The following is a 15,534-nucleotide window of genomic DNA, read 5'->3' as shown; positions in this document are numbered from 1 at the left end:
CTATACAAGTCCTAGCGAATTCTGACGATAGCGTTTCCTGGTCGAATCCAGAAACTCCAGATAATAAGCACGCCTTGCCCCACTCATTAAGTCAAATATCGAAGACTCGGAGACACTCAGCAACAAAATTATATCTTTAGACAAGTTATTCAGAATTTTGCTTATTTTTTTAGAATCAGTTGAAGTTAAAATTATTTGAGAAATGGTTTCCCTAAGAACTAAACTATTAGCTCGCGAGCTGTGCACTTCACCCGAAAGAACTGAAAAGTAGTTACTCAAATTCCCAACCGCAACTCTTAATTCGCAGCTGGTTAATTTCGTACTCTTACAATAGTCCCTAAGAGACTCCATCGTTAGAAAAAAACCAGCCCGCTCATGCAACCAGCCATACTCTACCAAGTGGCTTTTAAAATAGTGGTGCCTCCAAAAATTTTCCACTATGCTGCGCATATAAAAATTTGCAGCGCGCGCATCACCTAAAAATAAAACGTGCAGCAAATGAACTGCATCTGATCTTATTTCCTCAAGGAATATCCTTTGATTTTCAACCCTGCCTTCCGCGCCACTAACTAATTGCGACAAATGCAGTGCAAATCGGTGGGCGACGCGCAGCAATGACTCCGTTTTAGCCAGACTCTCTAGATGTTGATAAGGCCTGTAAAAATCTAATATTGACTTAAAATCTGCCTGACATTCTTTTTTTGCAACATTAGAAAATGCGACCATCACAACCCCCTAATTAGTCTAGACCAATTACTAATAAATCCACCACCAGACTGATTACTCAAAAACCCCTGCAAATTCTCGAGAGTTTCTTTTCGATCCATTTCTGGCAATTCATTAATATGACCTACTAATCTCCGAGAAAATCTATCTCGAGACTCCTTCGCCTTAATTTCAAATGGAAATGGCAACAATGACACCACATCATTAACCGTCGGAAATATCTCTTTTGATGCAAACACCTCTTGCAAAGAACTAGGATAGCGGGAAAAATTTGACCCGGCAGTCATAGGACTTGCACTTTTCACCTGTCTAACATGAGGAATCAGATCCTTTCGCGCTGAATTGCGTTCAGCACGATCATCTCTTCTGACAAGCATTAAAAGCGCTTGAGTTGCTCTAATGACAGGTTTATTTTCCTCATCTTCCGCAATTTTAAGAATCAAACTTAATTCGGCGACATCGAATTGAGAAGCCATATCGTAAAGCTTCGACATGAGTCGCAAATATTGATTTTGAGCTTTTGACTTATTTGTCATTATTTTGCCCTCTTTACGAACTCAGCCGCCATAGAATGCAGTTCAAACTTTAGCGCGTTTTTTGTTTTATGGAACTCTTGCAGTGGCAAACCTTCTTGAACAGCCTCAGCGACGCCAGTCGCAATTGGCAACTGCTCTTTGAAGACCTCTCCTGGATATGACAACCTCAACTGCGCTGCAGTTTTCGCCATCGCATCCGTTCCCCGCACTTGCGTCAGTACTAACCCTAAGCGCACAAGCGAATGCCCCGATCTGTTCTGGTAATCCTCAATAGCTCGTTCCAATAGAGGAAGACCCAATACCGAAAGAGGGTCTGGCTTTATGGGAACCAAATACATGTCGGAGGCAAGATAAGCGCTATAGCTAAACAACGAAGCGGTTGGCGGGCAGTCAATCAATATGTATTCATATTTTTCTTTTGCCTGCTGTAAAAATACTTTCAGCTTATTCTCGGTACCTCGTGGAGCTGCGTCCAGAGTCATTAGATCGAGAATTGAAGGCACTATATCCAGCGTCACTCCAGAATGAGTAATTGAAATAATGGTATCCTTCAGCGAAGGCGCAACAGGCTTGGCCCCGCTACGGAACCCACCGATACCACCTGGAACAGCAGCCTCAGGTTGAAAGACATCGAATACGGTTTTCCCTTTAGTAAGCCAATCGAAATACATATCGGTTGGGACTAGCCACTGCGTGGCGTTGAATTGCGGATCGATATCAACAAGCAGTACTTTGTGATTCTTCGCGAGCTCCCAAGCAAGGCCAACAGCTAGTGTCGTCTTCCCAACACCGCCCTTCATATTGATTAGCGAGACTATCTTACTCATAGCACCCTCAAGGTTTTTTTCAAGTCTACTAGTAGTTCAAATAAAAAGAGCGGCCACTTGGCCGCCCTTTTTGCTTTCACCCAAACAGCGTCAAGCTCTGTCTGGATTTAGCTTCTCCACATCGATCTTGTACTGCTTGATTGCCCGGGCCACATCCTTGCCCGTCATCTTGCCGTCCTTCGCCAGCGCGGCAATCGCCGCGTGCGCGATGTAGTAACGGTCGACCTCGAAGAACCGGCGCAGGTTGGCACGCGTATCCGAACGACCGAACCCATCCGTGCCGAGGACGGTGTAGGTCATCGGGACGAAGGCGCGGATCTGGTCGGCGAAGGCGCGTACGTAGTCGGTTGCGGCGATGGCCGGGCCCTGACGGCCTTCCAGCAGCTGGGTGACATACGGCTTGCGCTGTTCGGCCTCCGGGTGCAGGCGGTTCCAGCGTTCCACGGCGTAGCCGTCGCGGCGCACTTCGTTGAGGCTGGGGCAGGACCAGATGTCGGCGGTGACGCCGAAGTCCTTGTCCAGCAGCTCGGCCGCGGCAATGGCCTCGCGCAGGATGGTGCCGCTGCCCAGCAGCTGCACACGCAGCTCGCCCTTCTTGGGCTTGCCGGCGTCCTTGAGCAGGTACATGCCCTTGATGATGCCCTCGGCTGCGCCGTCCGGCATGCCGGGGTGGGCGTAGTTCTCGTTCATCAGGGTGATGTAGTAGTACTCGTCGATCTGGTCTTCCATCATCGCCTTCATGCCGTGCTGCATGATGACGGTGACTTCGAAGCCGAAGGTCGGGTCGTAGCTACGCACGTTCGGGATGGAGCCGGCGATGACCTGGCTGAAGCCGTCTTCGTGCTGCAGGCCTTCGCCGTTGAGCGTGGTGCGGCCGGCGGTGCCGCCGAGCAGGAAGCCACGCGTGCGCATGTCCGCTGCCTGCCAGGCGATGTCGCCCACGCGCTGGAAGCCGAACATGGAGTAGTAGATGTAGAACGGCAGCATCGGCACGTCGGACACCGAGTAGCTGGTGCCGGCGGCCATCCACGAGGCGATGGCGCCCGGCTCGCTGATGCCCTGCTGCAGCACCTGGCCGGTCTGGTCTTCGCGGTAGTACATCAGCTGGTCGGCATCGACCGGCTTGTACTTCTGGCCGAACGGGGCATAGATGCCGATCTGGCGGAACATGCCTTCCATACCGAACGTACGCGCCTCATCGGCCACGATCGGCACGATGCGCGGGCCCAGTTCCTTGTCGCGCAGGGCGATGTTGAGGCTCTGCACGAAGGACATGGTGGTGGAATAGCTGCGCTCGCCGCTGTCCTTGAGCAGGCGCTCGAACTTGTCGAGCGTGGGCGCGACGAAGGACTTGCTGGCCTTGGGACGGCGCGACGGCAGGAAGCCGCCCAGCACGTTGCGGCGCTCCTTCAGGTACTGCACTTCCGGGGAATCTTCGCCGGGGTGATAGAACGGCACCTGGCCGTCTTCCAGCTGGGCGTCGGTCACCGGGATGTTGAAGCGGTCGCGGAAGTGCTTGACCGCCGCGTCGTCCAGCTTCTTGGTCTGGTGGGTGGGGTTGAGCGCCTCACCGGCCGAGCCCATGCCGTAGCCCTTGACCGTCTTGGCCAGGATCACGGTGGGCATGCCCTTGGTGTTCACGGCCTGGTGGTAGGCGGCGTACACCTTGTGCGGGTCGTGGCCGCCACGGTTCAGGCGCCAGATGTCGTCGTCGGACAGGCCGGCGACCATGGCCGCGGTCTCCGGGTACTTGCCGAAGAAGTTGGCGCGCGTGTATGCGCCGCCGAAGGCCTTGCAGTTCTGGTATTCGCCGTCGACGGTTTCCATCATCAGCTTGCGCAGCACACCGTCGGTGTCCTTGGCCAGCAGTGCGTCCCAGTAGCCGCCCCAGAGCAGCTTGATGACGTTCCAGCCGCCGCCACGGAACACGCCTTCCAGCTCCTGGATGATCTTGCCGTTGCCGCGCACCGGGCCGTCCAGGCGCTGCAGGTTGCAGTTGACCACGAAGATCAGGTTGTCCAGGCCTTCGCGGCCGGCCAGCGCGATGGCGCCGAGGGTTTCCGGCTCGTCGCTCTCGCCGTCGCCGATGAAGCACCACACCTTGCGGTCGGACTTCTCGATCAGGCCACGGTTTTCCAGGTAGCGCATGAACTGCGCCTGGTAGATGGCGGCCAGCGGGCCCAGGCCCATCGACACGGTGGGGGTCTGCCAGAACTCGGGCATCAGCCACGGGTGCGGGTAGGAGGAGATGCCCTGGCCGTCCACTTCCATGCGGAAGTTGTCCAGCTGGGCTTCGCTGATGCGGCCTTCCAGGAAGGCGCGGGCGTAGACGCCCGGGGCACTATGGCCCTGGATGAACAGCAGATCGCCCGGGTGCTGGTCGCTGGGCGCGCGCCAGAAGTGGTTGAATCCCACGTCGTACAGCGTGGCGCTGGAGGCGAACGAGGCGATGTGGCCGCCCAGGTCGCCCGGCTTGCGGTTGGCCCGCACGACGGTGGCCATGGCGTTCCAGCGGATGATCGAGCGGATCTTCCACTCCAGCGCGGAGTCGCCGGGGTTCTTGGCCTCGTTGGCCGGTGCGATGGTGTTGACGTACTCGGTGGTGGGCGAGAACGGCAGGTAAGCGCCGGCGCGGCGGGTCTGTTCGACCATGCCTTCCAGCAGCTGATGGGCGCGCTCCGGGCCTTCGACGTCGATGACGGCCTTGATCGATTCGAGCCACTCCTGCGTCTCAAGCGGGTTCGGATCGTTGTGCAGCACTTCGTTCAACCAGTTCATTAGCGCTCCCGGGGGGACACACCCCGCGGGTGTGTCGACATCGTGAATTCGTGAACCCCCAAGTGTACCGCACGCACCTGTTGCCATTCCTCGCTACGGGTGCGTATGGAATGGGACGGTGTCGTGCGTGGGTGGGGTACCGATGCCGGCTGGTACGACGATCCGGTGCAGCGGGCGCTGCCGGTATACGACCAAAGGATAAGGGCCACCGGCCGGAATGGACCGACACGCCTGCCCCGTAGGAGCGCACCCGGGCGCGACGGGCGTCACCGGCAAAGCCCGGTCGCGCCCGGGTGCGCTCCTACGCCTGGGGGATGCACCTGGCGCCCTGTAGGAGCGCACCTGGGCGCGAGGGGCGTTACCGGTGAAGCCCGTCGCGCCCGGGTGCGCTCCTACGGCGGTCGGGTGGTCAGAACGCTTGTAGCGCTTCGGTCAGTTGGCCGTTGTTGTTGACTGCGCCCATGGTGTAGCCCTGCCAGCCGGGGTAGGCGTTGGGCTCCCAGTAGAAGATGCCGAGCACGCGCGATCCGATGGCGCTGCTGCGGCTGAGCAGGTTGGTGAGCATGGCGCGGGTGGTGGCGGCCTGCTGCCAGTCCATGCCGACCTCGGCCACGATCACGTCGCTGCCGTAGCGGGAGATCATGTCGCGCATGTTGGTGTCCAGGCGGCTGTTGTAGTCCTGCCAGCTGCCGACCGGCGGGTAATGCGACATGCCGATGACGTCCCACTTGCCGCCGGCCGAGCGCAGGTTGTCGAAGAACCAGCGGAAGTTGGCGTTGTCGTAGCCGTTGGCCAGGTGCACGATGACCTTGGCGTTGGGATACACCGCCTTGGTGGCGTTGTAGCCGCTGTTGATGAACTGGCCCAGCGTGGCGAAGTTGGGCGTCTTGCCCTCGTTCCACAGCATGCCGCTGTTGATCTCGTTGCCCACCTGCACCCAGCTGACCGTGATGCCGTTGTCCTTGAGGTATTTGAGGATGCCCTGGGTGTGGCTGTAGACATCGGTATTGAGCTGGGCGACGGAGTGGCCCGCCCAGGCGGCCGGCTTGGTCTGCTTGCCGGGGTCGGCCCAGCTGTCGCTGTAGTGGAAGTCGATCATGATGCGCATGCCCTGCGCGGCGGCGCGCTTGGCCTTGTCCAGGGTGTCGCGGCCATCGTTCCAGCCGCCGGACGGGTTGACCCACACGCGCAGGCGGATGGCGTTGCCGCCCACATCCTTGAACAGCTTGATGAAGTCGGTGGTGTTGCCGGCCGCATCGCGAAACACCTGCGGCGGGCTGGCCGCGGCCTGCTGGTTGAGCCAGCTGACATCGGCGCCCTTGGCGATGCCCTGCGCGCCGGCGCCGGCGCTAAGGCCACCCAGCAGCAGCACCAGCAGCAAACGGTGGTACCCCTTGCGAAAAACGTGCATGAACCCTCTCCCTTGATCGATGGATGTCGCGCCGCATGGCGCCCTGCCTGATCCCCCTGAATTCGCCGCATGCCTGTGGCGATACGGCGCTGCCCGCAGCGGCCAGACACGCCGCGAAACGGTGGCGATTGCAGCACGGCGGCGCAATGCGGTCGCGCTCGCTATAGCTGCTGCGTGGTTGCGGCATATCTCACGGCGGCAAACGCCTTGCGCCAGCGAACTGGCGATATTTTCGCCAGCGCATTGTTGTGCGGGTGCAACAGAAAACCGGCGCGATAGTGCGCAGCGGGTCTGCGATGGGCGATCGGTCGCTGAGGTGACAGGCGTGGTCGACTGTCAGGGCAGCACAAGTAGACCTGGGCTCGATGCGATGTGGTGCGGCGACGTGCTATGGGCCTCCCGGCACCGGGGCGCGTTGCTGGAAGCGCATACCATCGTCGTACGCACGCCGCTCACCGCGCGCAGCGGCAGCGGCTGCGGCTGCGGCTGCGCTGTGACTGCGGCTGCGTGGCTGTGGCTGTGGCTGTGGCTGTGGCTGTGGCTGACAGCTGATTCTGGAACGACACCCCTGGCTCGATCACCGTCACCGGCGCTGCGCGGCAAACTGCAATTCTCGACAGCAGCAGCCCGACGGGTGAAGACCGCCCGGCTTCCTGCTGCCCTGCCCGCTCGGCGTACTCGACACGCTCGCGTCCATGGATGGGCAGCGACCGAAACGAAAAACGCCGGGCAAGCCGGCGTTTTTCTTACACGCCACTCGATGGCGGCAGTTGGCAGATCGAAGCGCCGCCGCGTCAGCCCTGCGGATCGGCGCAGTCACCGCATCAAGCGCGACTCCCAGCGCATAGCGAGCGGCCGTCAGATGGTGCGGATGGCGCGCCCGGCACTGCAGTGAACCCTTGGTCCATGCCGATTCCGGGCAACGGCCGCGCCCACCTGACGGCTTCGCAGCCGTCTTGTCGGCTGCCCAACGCCACGCATGCATGAGCGCACTCAGCCCAGCGCGCGTGCGCCCTGCTGTTGCTGCTGGGTCTGGGTTTGCTGCTGCTCCAGCGCCAGCGACTGGCGTGCGGCATTGTCGGCCACGCGCTGGCTGCTCTGCTCCAGCGGGGTGTTCATGGCGGTCATGGTTTCCACGCTGACACGCAGCTGCGCGGGGTCGTCCACACGGCCCTGCACGGCGAAGGTGCGTGCGGCATCGGGGCTCATCATCACCGCGTCGATGCGCTGGCCGCCGGCGGCGTGCATTTCCGAGGCGAGCGAGCCGGACAACTGGGCGCTTTGCTGGTCGGGCGCGCGCCCTGCACGTGCGTCCTGCGCGTGCACGCCACGCTGCGCGTCCTGGAACAGGGCGTTGCCCACATGCCCCGGTTGGTCGATACGCAGCGAGGTGTGCTCGTTGCCGTGCTCGCGCGCGTCGCGCTTGGCAGGCTCGCCCGGAGCGAGCGGGCCGCGGATGGCGTCGATGGCGTCCTGGCCGAGGCCGCGCGCGCTGCGCGTCAGGATGGTGGTGCCGGTGCGCAGCCCGTCCACATCGCTGCGGTATTCGTCGATCATGCGCGCGTTCTTTTCGGCAAGCGGACGCGCGTTGGGGTCGGTGAGCGCCGAATGCTCGCCCAGGAAGTTGCCCAGCTTGTGCGCGCCCAGCGAACCGCCGGCCGCCACCAGCGGGTAGTCGGGAATCAGGAAATTGGCCTTGCTGTTGCTGTAGCCGGCGCCGCTCAACGTGGCGATTTCATCCGGCTTGGCGTAGATGCGCACCTGCCCGAAATGCGGCGAGGCCGCGCTGACCGGGTCCGACGCCATCACGTGGTTGATCACGCTGTTGCCGCCTTCGGGAATGCGGTAACTCAGGCTGGCTGCACCGTAGGCGTTGAAGGTTTCGCCCTTGAGGTCGTAGTGGTGCGCGGAGACCTGCGCAAGCGCACCGCCCAGGGAGTGGCCGGTGACGGTGACTTCGGGTTGGTGCCCGGTTCGCTTGCCGACGTCCTTGGCAATGTCCATCGCGTTTTTGGTCAGCGCGAGCGCGTCGGCTGCCTGCGGATTGGTCCGCGAGGTGACCATGGTCGCATCGGTGAGAATGTCCTTGACCGCGCCCTCGGTGCCGCGATGGGCGACCACGATGTCGCCGCTGCCTTCACGCCGGTAGATCGTGCCTTGATAGCCGGTGGCCTTGTTGTTGACGTGGTCGAGAACCGCATAACGCTGCCCCTCGACCACGACGATTTCTTCCTGACCTGGCGCGCGCCGGCCGACGGCGCGATCCTTGTAGACATCTTCCGACAAGCCCGCATAGTGCGGCGATGGGATGCTCATGGCGCAACTTCCTTGGCAGCCAATGTGATGGTGAAGAGATTGTCGCGGATTTCCGGCTTGAATTTGTCCGGGCTCAGCTCACCGGTGTCCGGAAAGCTCTTGGACTCCGAGCGCGGATACCCTTCCTTCCAGTAGTACTTCGTCTGTGGCTGCTGCGCAGTCACCGTCTTGCCTTCGATAAACGACAGGAAGCGGGTCTCTTCCTCTGCACCGGTGGCCTTCAGCAGCACGCTGGCACCGCTGAATTCCCAGTGGCAGACGCCGCGGCCGTAATAGTCCTCGTCCTGCATCAGGTCCAGATAGACGGTGCCGCAGTACTCGGTGTCGGAAATCTTCTTGAGTGCGAAGTCTTCCTGGCTGGTGATGCGCCCGGCGGTGCCGGTTTCGGGCTGGATCTTGCCGCATTCGGCTTCGTTGCTGACGTCGTACTGCGCCGCGCCCTGCACCAGGCCGAAGGCGCCGGGCGCCTTGTCCAGCGTCAGCGTGACCTCGTAGGCCTTGCGCGGGTTGGGATTCAACTTGGCAAGGCCGCGGCCACCGGCCTCGACGTCGGCTTCTGCGGCGGCCTCGGTTGCGGGGGATTGGGTCTGGGTCATGCTGGTCTCCGGGGCGTTACAGGCCGTAAGCAAAAGGGCCAGCAGGCTCGGGGTCAGAATCTGGCGCAAGGCCGGCCTCCATGGCGATAGGGGGAGTCAATCTAGTTTGCTTGACCCGCTGGGGTCAATTTACGGCAGCTGAGGATGAGGCGGCCGTGAGCCGGTTGCCGGCGGCCGCAAAACTGCCATGATCGGGGCCATCCGCCACCACGGAAGCGCGCCATCGCCACGGGTTCCACATCGCCAGCCGACAGCGTGGCCGTCACCCCGCGGGTGCACTGGCGGCACAGCCTGCGCATGCGCGTGTTGCTGGCCGCCACCGCGGTGCTGGTGGTGTTGCTGGCGTTGCTGGGCACGGTGTTCTACCTGGGCGCACGCGCCGAGCTGGTGGAGGCGGCGCGCACCGAGGTGGATGGCCTGACCGAGCAGACCGCACGCAGCCTGGCGGCGATGCTGGACTCGGTGCAGGTGAGCGGCCGCACGCTGGCGGCCAGCAGCAGCGCGGTGGGGCTGCAGCCGTTCAACCTGCGCGCGCTGCTGCTGGCCACGCTCAGCGGCGACCCGGATATCGGTGCGGCGCGATTGATCATCGAGCCGCGCACGCAGAAGGCGCGCGACACCGGGTTTGTCTGGTACGTGCATCGCGACGGCACGCGCGTGCTGGAGAAATCGGTGCAGGACCTGGGCTACGACTACCGCGCGATGCCGTGGTATCTGCGCACCCAGCGCGAAGGACGCGCGTGGTGGTCCGAGCCGTATATCAATACCAATGGCGGCAACGCGCTGTACACCAGCTACAACCTGCCGTTGCGCCGCCCGGGCGATGCGGTGGATGCCGCACCGGTGGGGATGGTCAGCGTGGACCTGCCGCTGCAGCACCTGCGCGAGATCATCGACCAGCTGCCGCGCGACATCGGCATCCAGCCGATGCTGCTGTCGCCCGAGGGCATGCTGGTGTTCAGCCCCGACCCAGCGCTCAACCTGCGTTACACGCTGGAGCGCTACGTGGCGCATTCGCGACCGGATCTGGCACCGTTGCAGCGCGCGGTGGCGGCGGGCCAGCCGATCTCGTTCGCGCACACCGCGCCGGATGGCGAGCGCTTTTTGACCCATAGCGCGGCGGTGGGGCGCAGCGGCTGGACCTTCGTGCTGTCCGCCTCGGAGGGCTATGTGCTGGCGGGCCTGAACTGGCTGGCCGCGTGGGTGGCGCTGGCGGCGTTGCTGGGCGCGGTGGTGTGGTGGTGGCTGATGGGGCGGATCACCCGCAAGCTGACGCGCCCGATCGAGGAATTGACCGATACCGCCGAGCACTTTCGCCGTGGCGAGTTCGCATACCCGCTGCAGCACATCGAACGCCGTGACGAGGTGGGCGTAATGGCGCGTGCGTTCGACAGCGCGCGCGATGCGATCCGCGACCACATCGCGCAGATCGGTGAGATGACCGCCGCGCGCGAGCGCATGCACAGCGAGCTGCAGATTGCGCGCGAGATCCAGCAGGCGATGCTGCCCTCCGGGCGCACCTTCGACCGCGCCAGTTCGCATCTGGAAACCTGCGCCTGGCTGGAACCGGCCAAGGCGGTGGGCGGCGACTTCTACCACTTCGTCGAGACCGAGCCGGGGCTGCTGTGGTTTGTGGTGGGCGATGTGTCCGACAAGGGCGTGCCGGCCGCCCTGTTCATGGCGCGCGCGGTGAGCGTGCTGGAAATCGCCGCGCGCCGGCATACGCGCCCGGACAGCATCCTGATCGCCGCCTCCACGCGGCTGGCCGAAAACAACGACACCTGCATGTTCGCCACGGTGCTGTGCGGGGTGATCAACGTGGTGAGCGGCGACTACTGGCTGGCCAGTGCCGGCCACGAGCCGCCGGTGCTGATCGACATCGACGGCAGCGCGCGGCCGTTGCCGCTGGACACCGGCGCGCCGCTGGGGATCGAGCCGCAGGTGGCCTACCCGGTGCTGCAGGGCCGCATGAGCGCCGGGCAGACGCTGCTGGGCTATACCGACGGGGTGACCGAGGCGATGGACGAGCAAGGGGCCAGCTATGGGCTGGAGCGCCTGCTCGGCGCCTTGCGGCCACGCCGCAGCGCGGCGGCGCAGTGCAAGGCGGTGATCGCCAACATCGCCCACTTCACCGGCCAGGCCGACCCGTACGACGACATCACCCTGCTGGCGATCCGGCTGCGCCAGGAGCATGCTGGGCGGGTCGCAGACGCTGGCCGGGACGCACCCGGAAAGGCAACGACCTGATGAAGCTCGACCTGGCCATCGCGCCCTCGCTGGCCCAGCTGGCCGGCGCCAACGACGCGCTGGAACACTCGCTCACGCTGGAAGGCCTGCACGCCGAGCGCATCGGCCAGGTACGGCTGATCGTGGAAGAGCTCGGCTGCAATGCGCTCACCCACGGCCAGTGCGCCGAGCAGCCGCTGCGCCTGCAACTGCAGCTGGACCCGCAGGCGCTGGTGCTGGAGATGCACGACCCCGGCAGCGCCTTCGACCCCAGCACCGCCGCGATGCCGGACCTGAGTGCCGAGCTCGACGAGCGCGCGATCGGTGGGCTGGGGCTGTTCCTGGTGCATCAGTTCGCCGATCACATCGACTACCGCCGCGATGGTGCATACAACGTGGTGCGCGTCACCCTGCTCCACCCGTACGCCCCCGTCCCCGAGGCACTGTCATGACCACGCTCGCCATTCAGATCGACCCGCCGCAGGACACCCGTCAACGCGTCATCCTGACCGGGCGCCTGGACACCCACACCTACCAGGATCTGGACGCGGCGCTGTCACCGCTGCTGGGCACCCTGATCACCACGCTGGTGCTGGACCTGACCGCGCTGGAATACATCTCCAGCGCCGGCATCCGCTGCATCTTCAAGGCGCGCAAGGCACTGGCCACGCGCCAGGGCAAGGTGCTGGTGACCAACCCGCAGCCGCAGATCCGCAAGGTCTTCGACATGGTCAAGGCAGTGCCGCTGAGCGATGTCTTCGCCTCCACCGAAGAGCTGGACGCCTACCTGGCGGCGATGCAGCGCAAGGTCATCGAACAGCATGCGCAAGGCGATACGCCGATCGTGCCGCATTTCGCCGAGGCCTGAGCGCGGCCAGCGCCGCACCGCGAACCGGCGCCGGCTGGATGTAGACGGCGCGCTCGGCGAAGGACACGCGTGGTACATGCCGATCCCCGGCATCGGACGCGCGCCTGCCTGGCGATGCGCGCAGTGGTTGTGCCGATCGCTTTGCGGCGCCACCTCGCCTGTGCGCACATCGGTGGCGTGTCTGCGTACGGCGCGTGTGCAGCAGTGGTTAGGCTATGACGCCCCGATCCCCGCGTTGCGATGCCCAAGCTGATCATCTTCGATTTCGACGGCACCCTGGCCGACTCGTTCGGTTTCTTTCTGAGCACGCAGCGCGTACTGGCCGAGCGGCACGGCTTCCGCGCCGCGCAAGCGCATGAAGTGGACGCCGCACGCCGCCTGAGCACCCGCCAGCTGCTCAAGCAGTCGGGCCTGAGCAGCTGGCGTATCCCGCTGGTGGCCGCCGACTTCATCCGCCTGATGCGCGCCGCCCCACCGATGGCCTTGTTCGACGGCATCGCCGAGGTGCTGCAGGCCCTGCACGCCCGCGGCACCTGCCTGGCCCTGGTGTCGTCCAACTCGGTGGAGAATGTGCAGCGCGCGCTGGGCGAGGAGCTGAGCGCGAAGTTCGCAGTGATCGACGGCGGTGCGCATCTGCTGGGCAAACAGCGCGCCTTGCGGCGCGTGTTGCGCAGCACCGGGCATACCGCAGCGCAGGCGGTGTACGTGGGCGATCAGGTCGCCGACTGGGAGGCGGCGCAAGCGGTGGGTCTGCCCTTTGCCGCCGTGGCCTGGGGCTATGCGTATCCGGAGGCGTTTGCGGGATTGGCGGGGGCGCGGTTGATCGAAGGCGTGGATGACTTGCTTGCGTTGGGCGGGGAGTAGGCGGCGGGGATTGGGATTCGCAAGAGCGAGAAGCTTTCCGGTGCTGCGTGCGCACGTACCCTCATCCGCCCTTCGGGCACCTTCTCCCGATGGAAGACGGGATGTGCGATCTCGGTGCGCGGGATGATGCGCCCGGACAGCGCCGACTGCTAGACCCCACCCACCCTCGGCAAGGGCGCCGGCACGTTCAACATGCCGCCCGCTGCCACGTACGCTGCCAAGGCCTGGCCCTGGCTCAGCAGATGCCCGTGCATCGTGCGCTCTGCGCCTTCGGCGTCGCCGCGGCGCACGCAGGCCATCAGCTCGCGGTGCTCGGCCAGCGACTGCGCCATGCGCCCGGGCGTCAACAGCTGCCGGCCGCGGTGCATCTTGAGGATGCGGTGCAGATCGTGGGTGACGCGGATCAACCACGGATTGCCGGCGTACTGCTGCACGGTCTCGTGGATCAGGTAATTGTTGCGGTAGTACTCGGCCAGGTCGCCAGCGGTGGCGGCGGCTTCCATCGCCGCGTGCAGCTCTTCCAGGCGTTGCACGCCGGCTGCGTCGATGCGCTTGACCGCATCGTGGGCGCAGCGGCCTTCCAGCATCGCCATCACCGGGAACAACTGGTTGAGGTCTTCCAGGGTCAGCCGCGTGACCCGGCTGCCGCGCCCGGCGTCCAGCTGCACCAGGCCTTCGGCGGCGAGCAGCTTGAGGCTCTCGCGCAGCGGGGTGCGGCTGATGCCGAGTTCCTCGGCCAGCGCCGGCTCGTCGATCCATTCGCCCGGCGGCAGCGCGTAGTCGTAGATCTTCTGGCGCAGGCGCTCGGCCACTTCCTCGTACAGCGGTACGCGCTTCTTGGCGTTGCGCGAATCAGGGGCGAGGGTCATGGCAGGCGGGTCGTCGATGCTGGCGTGGGGGCGCCCATTCTACCGGGGCGCCCCAATGCCCTGCCGGACGCGGGCCGGATCACAGCCAGCCCGGCACCACGAACAGCAGCCAGGCCACCAGCGGCCCCAGCAACACCACCAGCCCGCTGTAGACCAGGAAGCGGCGGAACAGCGCGTCGCGTTCTTCCTTGGCGGCAGAAGCCACCACCAACGCACCATTGGTGGAGAACGGGCTGACATCGACGATGGTGGACGACACCGCCAGCGCGCAGATCACCCCGGCCGCACCGAGCTGGCCCTGCATCAGGAACGGCACCGCCAGCGGGATGGTGGCGCCCAGCACCGCCGCCGACGAGGCGAATGCGGAAACGATGCCGCCGACGTAGCAGACCAGCAGCGCCCCCAGCAACGGCATGCCGATATGCGACACGCCGGTGCCGATGTAGTCCACCGCACCGGCCTTTTCCAGCACCGCCACATAGGTGACCACGCCGCTGATCAACAGCACCGTGGACCAGCTGATGCCGTCCACCGCGCCCTTCTGCGCGCTGGGCGAGATCAGCGCCAATGCCACCGCCACGGTGATCGAGACCAGGCCGACGTTGAGGTTGTAGACCAGCGCGGCGATGCCCAGGCCGAGCAGGCCGACCAGCGTGATCACCCGATCGCGCGTGATGGCGACCGCCTCCAGCGCGAGCGGATTGGTCGACAGGGTGCCGCCACCGGCGGCCACCAGCGAACCATGCCCTTCGATCGCGAACGGGCGCTTGGAAGCCTGGTCGTCGGCCACCGCCACATACTGCGCATCGGCCAGCGAGACCTCCTGCCGGCGCATCAGCTTGAGCCCGCCGAAGGCGCAGAAGCAGATGATCGCCATCATCAGATTAAAGCCAAGACTGGTGAGGAACACCGCCATCTCGGTGACGTCCAGCCCGGCCTTTTCCACCACCTTGTTGGTGATGCCGCCATACACGCTGATCGGCGAAAACCCGCCGCCCTGCGCGCCATGGATCACCAGCAGGCCCATCATCAAGGGATTGATGCGGTACTGCTTGGCAAAGCGCAGCGCCACCGGGCCGATGATGGCCACCGCCGCCGGCCCGAGCGCACCGAAGGCGGTGAGCAGGCCGGTGATGACGAACATCACCCAGGGAATGGCGACGATGCGCCCGCGCACCGCGCGCACCGCCCAGTGCACCAGCAGATCGATGGTGCCGTTCTTCTGCGCGATGGCGAACAGATAGGTGATGCCGACCAGGGTCAGGAACAGGTCGCCCGGAAAGCCGGCCAGCACCTCCTTGCCGTCCAGCCCCACCCACACGCCGCCGATGATGAAGGCCAGCGCGAAGGCCACCGCGCCCATGTTGATGGGCAATGCGGTGGCGACGATGAACATGATCACCAAGCCAAGAATCGTTGCAATTTGCGGGGTCATGCGCCCTCCCAGACACCTGATACGCGTACAGCACGGATGGCCACCCGCCACCCAAGGGTTACGCCGTGTGCACCACCTCGAC

General features: G+C 63.9%; 13 protein-coding genes and 1 other RNA gene. 4 read left to right on the top strand and 10 right to left on the bottom strand.

The window, feature by feature from the left end:
• The 8 genes from AC1KVE_RS05775 to AC1KVE_RS05740 all read right to left on the bottom strand — a co-directional run bounded on the left by AC1KVE_RS05775 (position 1) and on the right by AC1KVE_RS05740 (position 9,190).
• Positions 1-726 (bottom strand): hypothetical protein, encoded by a 726-nt coding sequence (locus AC1KVE_RS05775; protein ID WP_481092524.1) that lies wholly within the window; start codon positions 724-726, stop codon positions 1-3.
• Entirely contained in the window at positions 726-1,262 is a 537-nt protein-coding gene (locus tag AC1KVE_RS05770; RefSeq protein ID WP_481092525.1) for a hypothetical protein, read from the bottom strand. The genes AC1KVE_RS05775 and AC1KVE_RS05770 overlap by 1 nt, the downstream gene beginning before the upstream one ends.
• On the bottom strand, positions 1,262-2,089 hold the full coding sequence (locus tag AC1KVE_RS05765) for a ParA family protein (RefSeq protein ID WP_481092526.1): 828 nt from the start codon (positions 2,087-2,089) through the stop codon (positions 1,262-1,264). The genes AC1KVE_RS05770 and AC1KVE_RS05765 overlap by 1 nt, the downstream gene beginning before the upstream one ends.
• 90 nt (positions 2,090-2,179) lie before the next feature.
• Positions 2,180-4,867, bottom strand: a complete 2,688-nt coding sequence (gene aceE, locus AC1KVE_RS05760) for a pyruvate dehydrogenase (acetyl-transferring), homodimeric type (RefSeq protein ID WP_481092527.1) — start codon at positions 4,865-4,867, stop codon at positions 2,180-2,182.
• 409 nt (positions 4,868-5,276) lie between these two features.
• Positions 5,277-6,278, bottom strand: a complete 1,002-nt coding sequence (locus tag AC1KVE_RS05755; protein WP_102255631.1) for an arabinogalactan endo-1,4-beta-galactosidase — start codon at positions 6,276-6,278, stop codon at positions 5,277-5,279.
• An 832-nt stretch (positions 6,279-7,110) separates the two neighbouring features.
• Positions 7,111-7,186: non-coding RNA, sX9 sRNA (locus tag AC1KVE_RS05750), on the bottom strand.
• An 85-nt stretch (positions 7,187-7,271) separates the two neighbouring features.
• On the bottom strand, positions 7,272-8,594 hold the full coding sequence (locus tag AC1KVE_RS05745) for an XVIPCD domain-containing protein (RefSeq protein ID WP_184432263.1): 1,323 nt from the start codon (positions 8,592-8,594) through the stop codon (positions 7,272-7,274).
• Positions 8,591-9,190 (bottom strand): hypothetical protein, encoded by a 600-nt coding sequence (locus tag AC1KVE_RS05740; protein WP_434982215.1) that lies wholly within the window; start codon positions 9,188-9,190, stop codon positions 8,591-8,593. Before AC1KVE_RS05740 ends, AC1KVE_RS05745 begins: the two co-directional genes overlap by 4 nt.
• 297 nt (positions 9,191-9,487) lie before the next feature.
• Here AC1KVE_RS05740 and AC1KVE_RS05735 point away from each other — a divergent pair, with 297 nt between their 5' ends.
• The 4 genes from AC1KVE_RS05735 (at position 9,488) to AC1KVE_RS05720 (ending at position 13,148) form a co-directional block, all read left to right on the top strand.
• Entirely contained in the window at positions 9,488-11,437 is a 1,950-nt protein-coding gene (locus AC1KVE_RS05735; RefSeq protein WP_481092557.1) for a SpoIIE family protein phosphatase, read from the top strand.
• Positions 11,437-11,868 carry an ATP-binding protein gene (locus tag AC1KVE_RS05730; protein ID WP_039523217.1) on the top strand — a complete coding sequence of 144 codons (432 nt, stop codon included), beginning with the start codon at positions 11,437-11,439 and terminating at the stop codon, positions 11,866-11,868. Before AC1KVE_RS05735 ends, AC1KVE_RS05730 begins: the two co-directional genes overlap by 1 nt.
• On the top strand, positions 11,865-12,284 hold the full coding sequence (locus AC1KVE_RS05725; RefSeq protein WP_005923815.1) for an STAS domain-containing protein: 420 nt from the start codon (positions 11,865-11,867) through the stop codon (positions 12,282-12,284). The genes AC1KVE_RS05730 and AC1KVE_RS05725 overlap by 4 nt, the downstream gene beginning before the upstream one ends.
• Positions 12,285-12,524: 240 nt before the next feature.
• Positions 12,525-13,148: an HAD hydrolase-like protein gene (locus AC1KVE_RS05720; protein WP_481092528.1), complete on the top strand. Its 624-nt coding sequence runs from the start codon at positions 12,525-12,527 to the stop codon at positions 13,146-13,148.
• 149 nt (positions 13,149-13,297) lie between these two features.
• On the opposite strand, the gene AC1KVE_RS05715 is transcribed toward AC1KVE_RS05720, so the two are convergent.
• Together AC1KVE_RS05715 and AC1KVE_RS05710 are read right to left on the bottom strand one after the other, a co-directional pair.
• The gene (locus AC1KVE_RS05715; RefSeq protein WP_024937864.1) at positions 13,298-14,017 is read right to left on the bottom strand and encodes a GntR family transcriptional regulator; all 720 of its coding nucleotides are present in this window, start codon (positions 14,015-14,017) and stop codon (positions 13,298-13,300) included.
• Between the two features lie 79 nt (positions 14,018-14,096).
• Positions 14,097-15,452 carry an SLC13 family permease gene (locus tag AC1KVE_RS05710; protein ID WP_024937865.1) on the bottom strand — a complete coding sequence of 452 codons (1,356 nt, stop codon included), beginning with the start codon at positions 15,450-15,452 and terminating at the stop codon, positions 14,097-14,099.
• Positions 15,453-15,534 lie beyond the last annotated feature (82 nt).

The sequence above is a fragment of the Xanthomonas sp. NCPPB 2864 genome (assembly GCF_056675615.1).
Note: the sequence above shows the minus strand (reverse complement) of the source record. Positions and strands in the feature narration are given on the sequence as shown.

Bases quoted from the DNA above. Each gene is read 5' to 3' on its own strand.
- AC1KVE_RS05730 (WP_039523217.1), top strand. From the start codon at position 11,437: ATGAAGCTCGACCTGGCCATCGCGCCCTCGCTGGCCCAGCTGGCCGGC.
- AC1KVE_RS05720 (WP_481092528.1), top strand. From the start codon at position 12,525: ATGCCCAAGCTGATCATCTTCGATTTCGACGGCACCCTGGCCGACTCG.
- AC1KVE_RS05740 (WP_434982215.1), bottom strand. From the start codon at position 9,190: ATGACCCAGACCCAATCCCCCGCAACCGAGGCCGCCGCAGAAGCCGAC.
- AC1KVE_RS05770 (WP_481092525.1), bottom strand. From the start codon at position 1,262: ATGACAAATAAGTCAAAAGCTCAAAATCAATATTTGCGACTCATGTCG.
- AC1KVE_RS05710 (WP_024937865.1), bottom strand. From the start codon at position 15,452: ATGACCCCGCAAATTGCAACGATTCTTGGCTTGGTGATCATGTTCATC.
- AC1KVE_RS05735 (WP_481092557.1), top strand. From the start codon at position 9,488: ATGCGCGTGTTGCTGGCCGCCACCGCGGTGCTGGTGGTGTTGCTGGCG.
- AC1KVE_RS05715 (WP_024937864.1), bottom strand. From the start codon at position 14,017: ATGACCCTCGCCCCTGATTCGCGCAACGCCAAGAAGCGCGTACCGCTG.
- AC1KVE_RS05725 (WP_005923815.1), top strand. From the start codon at position 11,865: ATGACCACGCTCGCCATTCAGATCGACCCGCCGCAGGACACCCGTCAA.
- AC1KVE_RS05765 (WP_481092526.1), bottom strand. From the start codon at position 2,089: ATGAGTAAGATAGTCTCGCTAATCAATATGAAGGGCGGTGTTGGGAAG.
- AC1KVE_RS05775 (WP_481092524.1), bottom strand. From the start codon at position 726: ATGGTCGCATTTTCTAATGTTGCAAAAAAAGAATGTCAGGCAGATTTT.
- AC1KVE_RS05745 (WP_184432263.1), bottom strand. From the start codon at position 8,594: ATGAGCATCCCATCGCCGCACTATGCGGGCTTGTCGGAAGATGTCTAC.
- aceE (WP_481092527.1), bottom strand. From the start codon at position 4,867: ATGAACTGGTTGAACGAAGTGCTGCACAACGATCCGAACCCGCTTGAG.
- AC1KVE_RS05755 (WP_102255631.1), bottom strand. From the start codon at position 6,278: ATGCACGTTTTTCGCAAGGGGTACCACCGTTTGCTGCTGGTGCTGCTG.